Origin of the sequence: Streptomyces sp. NPDC002057 (assembly GCF_040296665.1) — a bacterium.
In the GTDB taxonomy this organism is placed as follows: Bacteria; Actinomycetota; Actinomycetes; order Streptomycetales; family Streptomycetaceae; genus Streptomyces.
Genome location: NZ_JBEOXR010000031.1, coordinates 1 through 12,466 on the forward strand (window position 1 = coordinate 1; position 12,466 = coordinate 12,466).

Below are 12,466 nucleotides of genomic sequence, written 5' to 3' on the forward strand. Positions count from 1 at the left end.
ACTGCGCTCCTGCGGCGGCCGCGGGCCCCCGCCCCCTCCCCGCCGGGGGGGTCGGGGCGGGGGGGGGGGCGACGCCGCCCCGACCGGCCCCGACCCGTGGCAGGAGCGAACCGGGCCGAAAGCAGCCCCTGTTCACCACGGTGATACGACCGTACGATGCGTCTGCCCGGTCCGACCGGGCGCACAACCGAATGGCCGTGTGCCGTGGGGGAAGCCGGTGGGAATCCGGCGCTGACCTGCAACCGTGTGGGGCGCGTTCGCGCCCCGAGTCGGAGTACCCAGCACAGGGTCGGACCGCTTCCCACTGTCATGGTCTGCAGCGTGGAGCCTCAAGCCGTCGGCCCTCCGACAGCCGTGCCCCGACCGGGACGCGCCTGCGGGTGAGGGGTCCCGGGGCGGACGGGTCGCGCTGTGGACGTGCTCCGCCCGAAAGGCATCGCATGCGCCCGCACCTCGTACGTCACACCCTGGTCGCCACGGCCGCCCTGGGCCTCGCGCTCACCACCGCGCCGGCCGTCGCCCACGCCAAGCCCGCCCCGGGCACGAACGCCCCGGTCAAGGTGAGCCTCACCGTGCAGGGTCCGGACGGGCTGCTGTTCAAGGGCCGGATCAAGACCAAGGGCCACGACGTGACCACGGCCACCGGCGGCACCCACAAGTGCGACGGCACCAACGGCGCGGCCTACCCGAGCGCCGTCCCGACCCCGACCGCCGCCCTGGACGACGCCGCGAGAAAGCGGCACTTCACCTGGGACGGCACCTGGTACGCCTCGTTCGACGACTTCTCCGTCGACACGATCAAGAACGTCAGCGGGGGCGGCGCCGCCTACTGGAGCATCGCCGTCAACGGCACGCCCACGCCCGTGGGCGGCTGCCAGTTCAAGCTGAACGCGGGCGACCGGGTGTCCTTCGTCTGGACCTCGTTCTGACCGGACCCCTGCCCGGACGGGCACCGGGTGGGGGTCCACGACGGGCCCCCACCCGGGAGGGATCAGGCGCCCCAGCGCAGGGCGATCGTGTCGCCCACGTTGATCACCTTCTCGCGGAGGGCGCCGGCGAAGGAGGAGCCGTCGACGCTGACCTTCCAGGTGTTCGCACCGCTGTTGGCCTTGCCGTTGACCGCGGTGATCGTGCCGGTGCCCGAGGCGGGCGTCACGCTCGTGACGCAGCCCGCCGGGGTGGCGCCGCCCGTCGCGGCGGCCAGGACGTCGCCGAGGGTCGTGGTCGTACCCGTCGGCGTGAAGGCGACCGAGCACACCTTGAGGTTGCCGGCGCCGTCGTCGACGGTCAGCGCCAGCTTGGTGGCGGTGCCCGCGGTGAAGGTGGGCTGGGCCACCCACTGGGTGGCGCCCGGGGTGACCGGGACGGGCGGGGCCGAGGTGAAGCCGCCGCCGACGACCGCGCGCAGGGCGTCGATCGAGGAGTAGGCGGAGGGCACGGTGTCGGCGGGCTTGTACTTGAAGCCGCCCGCCGGGTTGTACTGGTTGGCGATGAGGAAGTCGATCGGCGTCTTGCTGTTGATGGTGGTGAACTCCGCGGACTGCGGGTTGATGCCGCAGGCGTTCAGGCCCGCGACGCCCCAGCCGTTGGAGCTGGTGTTGACCCCGTACAGGGAGTTGAAGGCGCCGGAGGAGGCGGCCAGCTTGCCCTTGAGGAAGTTCTTGGCCTGGACGACGTCCGCGTCCGTGTTGGGGACGCCGGAGACGCACAGGGCCGCCATCGCGGCGCCGGTCATGTCGACGTCGCTCGCGCTGTTGATGGCGGTGGGGTTGCCCTCCACCTTCTGGTAGGTCCAGCCGCCGTCGTTGTGCTGGTTGGCCCGCAGACGGGTGACGATCGAGTCGGTGAGGGCCTGCGGGATGCGGGCGGCACCGGCCTGGGTTCTGGCGCCGCGCAGCGCGAGCGCGGCGAAGACCGTGCCGTTGAAGTTGGCGGACGGGCCGAAGTAGCCGGCCTCGGCCGTCTGCCAGTACCCGTAGACGTCCGCGACGAGGTTGCGGGAGGCGGAGACACGCGCCGGGTCGATGCCCGCGGCGTACGCGTTCAGCGTCCCGCGCTCGTAGTCGGTGACGACCGGGGTCGCGGACGGCCAGCCGGCCGTGGAGATCAGGTTCCGGTAGACGGTCCGGGCGTTCTTGGTGGTGTCGCCGCCCGGTGCGACGTCGACCACGGCCGTACCGGCGGCCGCGAAGGCGCTGAACGCCCACTCGTTGGACAGACCGGAACCGGCGTACGAACCGTCCGCCGCCTGGAGCGACTTGAGGTAGGCGACACCGTTGGTCTTCGACGTGGCGATCTGCGCGGGCGTGGAGGTCGCGAAGGCGGGCAGCGCGGTGAGGGCGAGGGCGCCGAGCGCCGCGGGCACCGTGAGCGCGAGGCGGCGGGAGGGACGGGGACGGGACATGGCCTGCTCCTGGAATCGGCGAACGCCGGCCACGCCGGGGCACGCCGGGGAGAACCGCGCGTCGGCGCGGGACATGACCGTGCGTCGGCACGGCCGGGCATGGCCGGAGGAGCCGCCGTCCGGAACGCGTGGTACGGCTTCCTGTACTGCGTCGCCGTATGGGCATTCGGGCTCGGAGACGGCCCCCGCCGTCCCATACCGCTGCGCGTCAGCTCCGGCTTCGCACCGGATTCCCCCATGTGGCAGCCCAGGACGCTACCCCAGTGGTCAAGGGTCCGCCAGCCGCCCCGGGCGCGGTGCGGTCAGGGAGGTCCGGGGCCCGCTCCGGTGAGGCACACACCACCTTGACGGCCCGGCCGGATCCGTGTTGCACTCCGGCTGATAAGCACTCAGCACCAGGGGAAGCCGGTCGAATTCCGGCGCTGACCCGCAACCGTGGACCCGGCTCGACCCGGGTGAGCCGGAATGCCTGGAGCAGGGACTCAGCACGAAGAACGCCGTCGCGGACTACGGCGTGGTCGTCCCCGCCCTCCACGGCGCAGCAGCCGCGTGGGGCGCATCACCACGCACGCAGCCGCCCGGCAGAGACGAGGGCCGCGGTGGGGACCGAACAGCAGGCGAGACGGCGGGAGAGAGCGGGGCGGCGGTTGCTGTCGCTCGTCACCGCCGCGCTTCTGGCGATCGGCGCGGGAGTGGCGTTCCTCACGGTGGCCCCGCCGGCCCAGGCCGATCCGATCGACAAGTGCACCCGCACCAAGGGCGCCATCGTCGCGGTGGACTTCGGCCGCTGGGGCGGACCGGTCGTGCGCGGCTGCGACACCACCCCGACGACGGGCTACGAACTGCTGCAGTCCGGCGGCTTCGGCACGGTGGGAACGGGCCACGACGGTCCCGCGTTCATCTGCCGGATCGGCAACAAGGCCTTCAACGCGGGCAAGAAGTACCCCACTCCGGCCGAGGAGGACTGCGTCCGCACCCCGCAGGCCACCGCCTACTGGTCGTACTGGATCGCCTCCCCCGGCCAGCGGAAGTGGACCTACAGCCCGCTGGGCGCCATGTCGCGCACGCTGAAGCCCGGCGACGTGGACGCCTGGGTCTTCGGCGGCACGGACATCGGCGGCACCAAGGGCCGGCCCACGTTCACGCCCGACGACGTCCGCGCGGAGGGCGGCGACCCGCCGGCCCCGGGCGACCCGGCCGCGCCGAACGTGCCCCCGGGCTCGGTCGACCTGCCCGCCGCCGGCCGCTGGCTCACCGAGCGGCTGACGAACGGGCAGCGCGTCGTCCCCGCGGGCGGGACGGCGCCGAACTACCTCGCCACCACCGAGGTCGCCTACGCGCTCGCCGCGCTCGACCGTGAGCACCCCACCGCGCGCAGGATCGCCGACTACCTCGGCAGGCCCGAGCACACCGACGGCTACGCCTACCAGGCCGGGAAGGACGAGGCGCCGGACGCCGGCGCCGCCGCGCGCCTCGCGCTCGTCGCCGAGGCCACGGGCAGGAACCCCCGGGACTTCGGCGGCCACGACCTGCTCGGCGACCTCCTCGCGAACGTCTGCCTCAGCGGCTCCGACGCGCCGCAGCCCGTCCCGGGCTGCGCGACCAAGGGCGACTTCCGTACGACCGGAAACACCGAGGGCCAGACGCTGGCCGTCATCGCCCTGCTCAGCGGCGGCGTGAAGCCGCCGGCCGACTCCGTCGCACGCCTGGCCCAACTCCAGTGCGACGACGGCGGTTTCCCCAGCTTCCTGATCCTGGACGGCCAGGCGTGCGAGAGCGAGGCCGGGATCACCGCCCTCGTCGCGCTCGCCCTGCAGCAGGCCGGCGGCCACACCCCCGTGGTGACCAAGGCCCGGTCCTCGCTGAAGAAGGCCCAGTTCCGCACGGGCGCCTGGCCCGCCGCCTCGTACAGCGTGCCGGGCAGCGCGCACGCCACCGGCTGGGCGGCGCAGACGCTGCGGGCCCTGGGCGACCGGGCGCACGCGAACGCGGCCGTCTCCTGGCTCTCCCGGCAGCAGCTCCCCGGAGGCGGGTTCGCCTTCGAGGAGGGCACCGAGGACCCGCTGCTCTACGCCACCACCGCGGCCGTCATCGCGGGCGCGAAGAGCGACCTGGTGGCGCTGACGGAGAAGGAGCCCGTCCCGCCGACCACTCCCCCGACCGCTCCGCCCACCGGCCCTCCCACGACCGGGCCCACGGCTCCCCCGGCCGGTGAGGGACCGGACCTGAAGAAGGGTTCGGCGTTCCTCGCCGACCACAAGCGGCTGATCCAGGGCCGGTACTACGAGGGCAGCCCCCGCTTCGCCGACTACGGCATGACCATCGACGGCGCCTACGCCCTCGCCGCCACCGGCCACGACAACGCCACCCTGCGCAACATCGTCGACTTCCTCGACAAGGGCGGCAAGGACGCCTCCGGCCGTGGCGTCCACGACTGGACCGGCGTCGGCACCAAGCACGCGGGCGGCGGCTTCATCGGCAAGGCGGCGCTGCTCGCCGAGGCCGTGGGCCGCGACCCCCGTGACTTCGGCGGGCGGAACCTGATCGCCGCGCTCGCCAAGGGCGTCTGCCCGGCCGCGACCCCGGCCGAGCCCCGGAAGTGCGCGGCCGAGGGCAACTACACCTATGCCAACTCCGTCTTCTCCCAGTCCCTCGGCGTCATCGCCCAGCTCCGGGCGGGCGAGAAGGCAGCCGCGGCCGGACCGATCACCTATCTGAAGAGCCTCCAGGACCCGTCGACGGGCGCCTGGCCGAGCCTGATCGGTGAGAAGAGCAAGATCGAGGTCGACTCGACCGCGATGGCCGCGATGGCCCTGGACCTGCTGCCCGACGCGGACACGCAGGCGGCCGTGGACAGGTCCCTGGTCTGGCTGGCCGCCCAGCAGCTGCCGGACGGCGGTTTCACGGGTGCCTCCGGCAACTCGGTGAACTCGGCGGCGCTCGCCGTGCAGGGCCTGTCGCTGGACGCCGGGACGTACGCGGTCCAGATCGCGAAGGCCCGGAAGTTCCTGGCCTCGCAGCAGAACAAGGACGGCGGCTTCAATGTGGCCAAGGACGTCCAGCCCGGATCCGACGTCCGCGCCTCGGCGCAGGCCGTCGGCGGAGCCACCGGCATCTCCTTCGGCATGCTGACCCGCGACATGAGCGGCACCACCCCCGAGCCGATCCCGAGCATCTCCGGGCAGCCCACCGGGTCCCCCTCGACTCCCGTGATCATCACCCCGGGCGAGAGCTCCGGGGGCCAGGCCGCGGGCGGCGGGACGGGCGGCGGGGGCAGCCTCGCCGCCACCGGATCCCAGGTCACCGGACTCGCCGTCACGGCCGTCCTCCTGGTGCTCGCGGGCTGGGGCGCGACCCACGCGGCCCGTCGGCAGCGCTCGGCCACCGGCGGCCGGACATGACCGGCGGCCGGGTCCTGCGCGCCCTCGCCCGTACGGCCGCCGCGCTGGGGCTCACGGTGGCGGCGTTCGCCGCCGCCGCGGCCCCGGCCGGGGCCGCCCCGCAGCCGATGGGGCGGTGCACCACCTCGTCCGGGGCGGTGCTCGCGGTCGACTTCAGCCACTGGGGCGGGCCCGTCTACCGCTCCTGCGGAACGACGCCCACCACCGGCTACGAACTCCTCAACCAGGGCGGCTGGGCGACCACCGGCACGGGCCACGACGGTCCCGCGTTCATCTGCCGGATCGGCTACAGCGGCCACCAGGGCGGCAGGCAGTACCCGACGCCCCAGCAGGACGACTGCGTCCTGACCCCGCCCGCCTCCGCCTACTGGTCGTACTGGCACGCCGACCCGGGACAGAACACCTGGCAGTACAGCCAGCTCGGCGCCATGCTCTACAAGCCGAGGCCGGGCAGCGTCGACCTGTGGATCTTCGGCGGCACCAACATCGAGGGCACGCAGGGGCGGCCGACGCTCACCCCCGACCAGCTGCGCGCCCACAACTCGGCGCCGACCGGGGGCGGTCGACCCGTCCCCGAGGACACCCGGACCGCGGCCCCGCTGCCGCCGGGCGTCGACACGGGACCGGCTCCGGAGAACCCGCCGCCGGCCGATCCGGCACCCCCGCCGACGAGGACGCCCCCGACGAAGGCGCCCAGCCCCTCCGCCCCGTCGAAGAGTCCCTCGCCGACGCCGTCGAAGAGCGTCACCCCGACGCCCTCCGCGACGCCCTCGCCCTCGGCGACCACCAGCGCTCCGGCGGTGGCCGCTCCCGGCCCGAAGGTCGTCGACGCCGCGCCCGCCGCGGACGCCGCACACGACGTGGGCTCGTACCTGCCCGCCGTCGCCACCGGGGCCCTGGTCCTGCTGATCGGCGCCGCCGCCGTGTTCGCGGCCAAGCGCCGCCGTCGTACGGAGTAGCCACGTGGCACGCACCACCGCGGCAGCGGCCCGGCCGCCCGCGTCCGGCCTCTCGCCGGACGCGGGCGGCCGCCGTCTGCCCCGCACCCTGCACCCCGTCGCCTGGTGGATCTGGGCCCTGGCCCTCGCCACCGCGGTCAGCCGCACCAACAACCCGCTGCTGCTGTTCCTGGTCCTCGCGGTCCTCGGATACGTGATCACCGTGCGCCGCACCGAGGCCCCCTGGGCACGCGGCTTCAAGTACTACCTGTACCTCGCGCTCACCGTCGTGGCGATCCGGGTGGTCTTCCGCGCGATCTTCGCCACCGGGATCACCCCCCGCGACCACTTCCTCTTCTCCCTGCCGCACATCCCCACCCCCGACTGGTACGCGGGCATCCAGCTCGGCGGCCCCGTCTCCCTGGAGGCGCTGCTCTCCGCCGCGACCGACGGGCTCCGGCTGGCCTGCATGCTCTGCTGCATCGGCGCCGCCAACACCCTCGCCAACCCGAAGCGGGCGCTGCGGATCCTGCCGGGCGCGCTGTACGAACTCGGCGTCGCCGTCACCGTCTCCCTGAGCGTGGCGCCCCAACTCGTGCAGAGCGTCCAGCGCGTCCACCGGGCACGGCGGCTGCGGGCCGGACGCTCCAAGGGGCTGCGCGCCCTGCGCGGCATCATCGTCCCCGTCCTCGAGGACGCCCTGGAGCGCTCCCTGCGGCTGGCCGCCGCCATGGACTCCCGCGGCTACGGACGCGCCGGGACGGCCACCCGCCGCTCCCGCCGTGCGACCGGCGCCCTCATGCTGCTCGGCATGTGCGGCCTGTGCGCCGGCGCGTACGGGCTCCTCGACGCCACCGCCCCCACCCTGCTCGGCTTCCCCGCGCTCGCGGCCGGCGGGCTGCTGTGCGTGGCCGGGCTGCGGCTCGGCGGGCGCCGGGTCACCCGCACCACCTACCGGCCCGACCCCTGGCGGGCCGCCGAGTGGGCCGTCGCCGGCTGCGGCGTCCTCTCCGCCGTCCTCCTGTTCAGCAACGCGGGCTTCAACGCGGCCGAGCTCAACCCGTCGATCTATCCACTCAGTTGGCCCACCCTGCCGCTGGTTCCGGCCGTCGCGATCCTCCTCGCGGGGACCGCCGGCTTCCTGTCCCCGCCCCCGAGCCCGCCGGTCCTTCCGGCCGTCCCCGCGCAGCGCACCGAGGAACTCACGTGATCACCTTCGACCAGGTCACCGTCCAGTACGAGGACACGGCCGAGCCCGTCCTGCGGGATGTGGACCTCACGGTCGAGGAGGGCGAACTCTGCCTCGTCGTCGGTCACACCGGCGTCGGCAAGTCGACCCTCCTCGGCGCCGTCAACGGCCTCGTGCCGCACTTCACGGGCGGCACCCTGTACGGGCGCGTCACCGTCGACGGCCGGGACACGGCCGACCATCCCCCGCGGGAACTCGCCGATGTCGTCGGCGTCGTCGGACAGGACCCCCTCGACGGCTTCGTCACCGACACCGTCGAGGAGGAACTCGCGTACGCGATGGAGCAGTTGGCGGTCCCGCCGGCGACCATGCGCAAGCGCGTCGAGGAGACCCTCGACCTCCTCGGCCTGGCCGACCTGCGCCACCGCGCCCTGCACGAGCTCTCCGGCGGGCAGCAGCAGCGCGTCGCCATCGGCTCCGTCCTCACCGCCCATCCGCGCGTCCTGGTCCTGGACGAGCCCACCTCGGCCCTCGACCCGACCGCCGCGGAGGAGGTCCTCGCCGCCGTCACGCGCCTCGTCCACGACCTGGGCGTCACCGTCCTGCTCGCCGAACACCGGCTGGAACGGGTCGTCCAGTACGCCGACCGCGTGATCCACCTCCCCGGCGACGGCCGCGTCGTGTCCGGACCGCCCGTCGAGATCTTCCGTACGGCGTCGATCGCACCGCCCATCGTCGAACTGGGGCGCGCCGCCGGCTGGTCGCCGCTCCCGCTCTCCGTCCGTGACGCGCGCCGGGCGGCGGCCCCGCTGCGCAGGGACCTCGCCGAGGTGGTGCCCCCGCCGGTGCGGCCCGCCCCCGGGGCGGACCGCGCGCGGATCCTGACCGCGCGCGGCGTGACCGTGACGTACCAGGGGGTGCCCGCCGTCCGCGAGGTCGACCTCGATCTGCGCGGCGGGGAGATCACCGCCCTGATGGGCCGCAACGGCTCCGGCAAGTCCTCGCTGCTCTGGGCCCTCCAGGGCTCCGGTCCCCGCAAGGCGGGCTCGGTCGCGGTCGGGGAGCCCGGCGGCGCGAAGGGCCAGGACCCGCGGAAGGTCCCGGCGGCCCGGGCGCGCCAACTGGTCGGCCTGGTGCCGCAGACCCCCACCGACCTGCTCTACCTGGAGAGCGTCAAGCAGGAACTCGACCAGGCCGACTCCGAGTCCGGGGTCGTGGCCGACGGGGTCCCGGCCCGCACCCTCCTGGACCGGCTCGCTCCCGGCATCCCCGACACCACGCATCCGCGCGACCTGTCCGAGGGGCAGAAGCTGGCTCTCGTCCTGGCGATCCAGCTCGCCGCCGCCCCGCGGGTGGTGCTGCTCGACGAGCCCACGCGCGGTCTCGACTACCGGGCCAAGGGCGAGCTGATCGGCATCGTGGACGGCCTCGCCGCCGAGGGCAGGTCCGTGGTGATCTCCACCCACGACGTGGAGTTCGTGGCCCGCGCCGCCGACCGGGTGGTGGTGATGGCCGAGGGGGACGTCGTCGCGGACGGTCCCACCACCGAGGTCATCGTCGCCTCGCCGGTCTTCGCGCCGCAGACCGCGAAGATCCTGTCCCCGCTGCCCTTCCTCACGGTGGACCAGCTGGCCGCCGTGCTCGGCGCCGACGGAACGGACCCGGACTCGTGAGCACGTACACCGCCGCCATCCGCATCCGCGCCCGGGCCGGGGTCGTCATCGCGATGGCGGCCTTCCTCGGCGTCGTCGCCTTCTTCTGGCCGTTCCTCGTCGCCCCCGGAAAGTTCGGCTCGAACTACGCCCCGCCGCTGATCTTCGGCGTCCTGCTCGTGATCGTGCTCTGCGTGGTGATCTCCGAGATCGCCGAGGGCGGCATCAACTCGAAGGCGCTGGCGATGCTGGGCGTCCTGTCCGCCGTCAACGCCGCGATCCGTCCTCTCGGCGCGGGCACCGCCGGCATCGAGACGGTGTTCTTCATCCTCGTCCTGGCCGGCCGGGTCTACGGGCCCGGCTTCGGCTTCACCCTGGGGTGCACCTCGCTCTTCGCCTCCGCCCTCATCACCGGCGGGGTCGGGCCCTGGATGCCGTACCAGATGTTCGGCTGCGCCTTCGTCGGGATGCTCGCGGGCTTCCTCCCGAAGGCCACGGGCCGGCGGGAGGTGGCCCTGCTCGCGGTGTACGGCTCGCTCTCCGGCTATCTCTTCGGCTTCCTCCTGAACCTCTCCTTCTGGCCCTTCTCCCTGGACCCGAACAGCTCCATCGCGTACCTCCCGGGTCTTCCGTTCACCGAGCAGTTCCAGCGGTACCTCGCCTTCGACCTGGCCACCTCGCTCGGCTGGGACACGGGCCGCGCCGTCACCAACTTCGTCTGCGTCACGCTCGCCGGCCCCGCGGTCCTGACGGTCTTCCGCCGGGCGGCCCGCAAGGCCCGGTTCCAGGCCCCCGTGCGGTTCGCGGCCCGACCGCTCGCCGCCGGGAGGACCGGGGACGCGCCGCCGGAGCCGGGGGCCCGCTGATCGGCTACACGAGATCGACCCGGGCGGGGGCCTCGTCGTCGAGGAAGCCGCCCGACTGGTGCTGCCACAGCTTCGCGTACGGTCCCTCCGCGGCGAGCAGTTCGTGGTGGGTGCCCTGCTCGACGACGCGTCCGCGGTCGAGGACGACGAGCCGGTCCATCGTGGCGACCGTGCTCAGCCGGTGGGCGACCACGAGCGCGGTCCGCCCGTCCATGAGGCGCCAGAGCGCGTCCTGGACGAGGAGCTCGCTCTCGGAGTCCAGGGCACTGGTCGCCTCGTCGAGCAGCAGGATCGGCGCGTCGCGCAGGATGGCCCGGGCGAGGGCGACGCGCTGGCGCTGACCGCCGGACAGCTTCACCCCGCGCTCCCCCACCATCGTGTCGAAGCCCCCGGGAAGGCCGTCGACGAACTCCGTGACGTGCGCGGCCTCGGCCGCGCGGCGGATCTCGGCTTCGGTGGCGTCGGGCCGGGCGAACGCGATGTTCTCCCGGAGGGTGCGGTGGAACATCGCCGGGTCCTGCGGTACGTAGGCGATCAGGCTGCGCAGGTCGGCCTGGCGCAGCCGGCTGATGTCCTGTCCGCCGATCGTGATGCGGCCGCCGTCGATGTCCGTCATCCGCAGCAGCAACCGGGTGAGGGTGGTCTTGCCGCCGCCGGACCGGCCGACGAAGCCGATCTTCGCCCCGCTGGGCACGGCCAGGTCGAGCCCCTCGAAGAGGGGCTTCGCGCCCGCGTGGGCGAAGGTGACCTTCTCGAAGCGCACATCGGCGCTCTCGGTGAGGAGCCGCTCCGGGACCTCCGGGTCCCGTACGGTCGGCGGGGTCAGCAGCAGTTCGGTGAACTGGGCGGCCTCGGTCATCGAGCTCTCCAGCCGGCGGTAGATCTGGTTGAACTCGAACATGATCCGGGTGGCGTTGGAGTAGTAGGTGAAGGCGACGACGACCGCCTCGACGCCGTGTTCGCCCGCGCCGAGCGAGAGGGCGAGCAGCAGCCCGAGGACGTTGGTCAGTACGGAGAGCGGTGCGACCACGGTGTCGATGCGCAGGTTGCCGTAGTCCCACGAGCGCAGGGTGAGCCGGCGTGACTCCGCGACGCGGGAGCGGTGTTCGGCCGCCTCGCGTTCCTCTGCGGCGAAGGAGCGGACGGTGTCCATGTTCATCAGGCTGTCGGCGACGTGGCCCGACACCCGGGCGATGGCCTCCTCGCGCTGGTCGACGAGCGCCTGACGTCGACGGATCAGGGGCCGTACGAGCAGGGCCGTCACGGCGATCATCACCAGGAGGCCGACGACGAGCAGGGGTTCGTACGTCCACAGCACCACCGAGGCGAACACCAGGGGCACGAAACTGCCCATGACCGAGAAGGTGAGGGTGTCGACGAACTCCTCGAAGCGGGAGGCGAAACTGAGGACCCGCTTGGTCAGCGAGCCGGCGAAGTTGTCGTGGAAGAAGGCGGCGTCCTTGGCGAACAGTTCGTCCATGCCGATGACGTACAGGTGCTCGATGCCGAGGGCGTCGAGGCGGTTCAGGCAGTGCAGTCCGACGCGCCACAGCACCTCTGCGAGCAGAAGCACGCCGGCGAAGCCGAGGACGTAGGGCAGCATCGGGCCGATGCCGGATCCGGCGCCCCCCGCGATGTGGCCGACGAGCTTCGCGACGACCAGCGGCACGATGTAGAAGATGCCGATGTTGCCCAATGCCGGGAGCAGCATCGCGGGCACCGTCAGCCGTTTGAGCCGGGCGAGCTCCCTTCCGTAGTGACGTAGTGCGAGGAGCACGGGGCCCCTGCCTGGCGAACCCTTGCGCGATTCAGGCTTTCCCATCCCAACCCTGCCTTGTCGGAGCGAACTGGACAGGCGGCAGTGTTCCGTGCGGACGCGAGCGCCGTCCAAGGGTTTTCCACCGTCGAGGGCTCACCCGGCCTGTCTCCGCGCCCGGTTGGCGGGTCGGGCCCGCCGGGTGCGCGCCGGGTGTGAATACAGCCAATCGGAGGTGCGCGCTCCGACCTCGGACGCCG

Annotated in this window: 8 protein-coding genes and 2 riboswitches; of the genes, 6 read left to right on the forward strand and 2 right to left on the reverse strand. The window is 73.4% G+C overall.

Annotated elements, in window-relative coordinates; all coding sequences use genetic code 11:
- Nucleotides 1–161 precede the first annotated feature (161 nt).
- Nucleotides 162–302: riboswitch (cobalamin riboswitch) on the forward strand.
- Between the two features lie 138 nt (nucleotides 303–440).
- The gene (locus ABT129_RS23055; protein WP_351904596.1) at nucleotides 441–929 is read left to right on the forward strand and encodes a DUF4430 domain-containing protein; all 489 of its coding nucleotides are present in this window, start codon (nucleotides 441–443) and stop codon (nucleotides 927–929) included.
- 62 nt (nucleotides 930–991) lie between these two features.
- On the opposite strand, the gene ABT129_RS23060 is transcribed toward ABT129_RS23055, so the two are convergent.
- Nucleotides 992–2,404 (reverse strand): prenyltransferase/squalene oxidase repeat-containing protein, encoded by a 1,413-nt coding sequence (locus tag ABT129_RS23060; RefSeq protein WP_351904599.1) that lies wholly within the window; start codon nucleotides 2,402–2,404, stop codon nucleotides 992–994.
- 160 nt (nucleotides 2,405–2,564) lie between these two features.
- A riboswitch (cobalamin riboswitch) is annotated at nucleotides 2,565–2,640 on the reverse strand.
- A gap of 363 nt (nucleotides 2,641–3,003) precedes the next feature.
- Here ABT129_RS23060 and ABT129_RS23065 point away from each other — a divergent pair.
- The 5 genes from ABT129_RS23065 to ABT129_RS23085 are packed head-to-tail and all read left to right on the forward strand — an operon-like array spanning nucleotide 3,004 to nucleotide 10,450.
- Nucleotides 3,004–5,805 carry a prenyltransferase/squalene oxidase repeat-containing protein gene (locus tag ABT129_RS23065; protein WP_351904602.1) on the forward strand — a complete coding sequence of 934 codons (2,802 nt, stop codon included), beginning with the start codon at nucleotides 3,004–3,006 and terminating at the stop codon, nucleotides 5,803–5,805.
- Nucleotides 5,802–6,764: a hypothetical protein gene (locus ABT129_RS23070; protein WP_351904605.1), complete on the forward strand. Its 963-nt coding sequence runs from the start codon at nucleotides 5,802–5,804 to the stop codon at nucleotides 6,762–6,764. Before ABT129_RS23065 ends, ABT129_RS23070 begins: the two co-directional genes overlap by 4 nt.
- A gap of 4 nt (nucleotides 6,765–6,768) precedes the next feature.
- Nucleotides 6,769–7,953 (forward strand): energy-coupling factor transporter transmembrane component T, encoded by a 1,185-nt coding sequence (locus ABT129_RS23075; protein WP_351904608.1) that lies wholly within the window; start codon nucleotides 6,769–6,771, stop codon nucleotides 7,951–7,953.
- Nucleotides 7,950–9,605 (forward strand): ABC transporter ATP-binding protein, encoded by a 1,656-nt coding sequence (locus ABT129_RS23080; protein WP_351904611.1) that lies wholly within the window; start codon nucleotides 7,950–7,952, stop codon nucleotides 9,603–9,605. The genes ABT129_RS23075 and ABT129_RS23080 overlap by 4 nt, the downstream gene beginning before the upstream one ends.
- Complete coding sequence (locus ABT129_RS23085; protein WP_351904614.1) at nucleotides 9,602–10,450, forward strand: ECF transporter S component; 849 nt, start codon at nucleotides 9,602–9,604, stop codon at nucleotides 10,448–10,450. The genes ABT129_RS23080 and ABT129_RS23085 overlap by 4 nt, the downstream gene beginning before the upstream one ends.
- A 4-nt stretch (nucleotides 10,451–10,454) precedes the next feature.
- Here the strand turns inward: ABT129_RS23085 and ABT129_RS23090 are convergent, their stop codons facing one another.
- Nucleotides 10,455–12,272 (reverse strand): ABC transporter ATP-binding protein, encoded by a 1,818-nt coding sequence (locus ABT129_RS23090; RefSeq protein WP_351904617.1) that lies wholly within the window; start codon nucleotides 12,270–12,272, stop codon nucleotides 10,455–10,457.
- Between the last annotated feature and the right edge of the window lie 194 nt (nucleotides 12,273–12,466).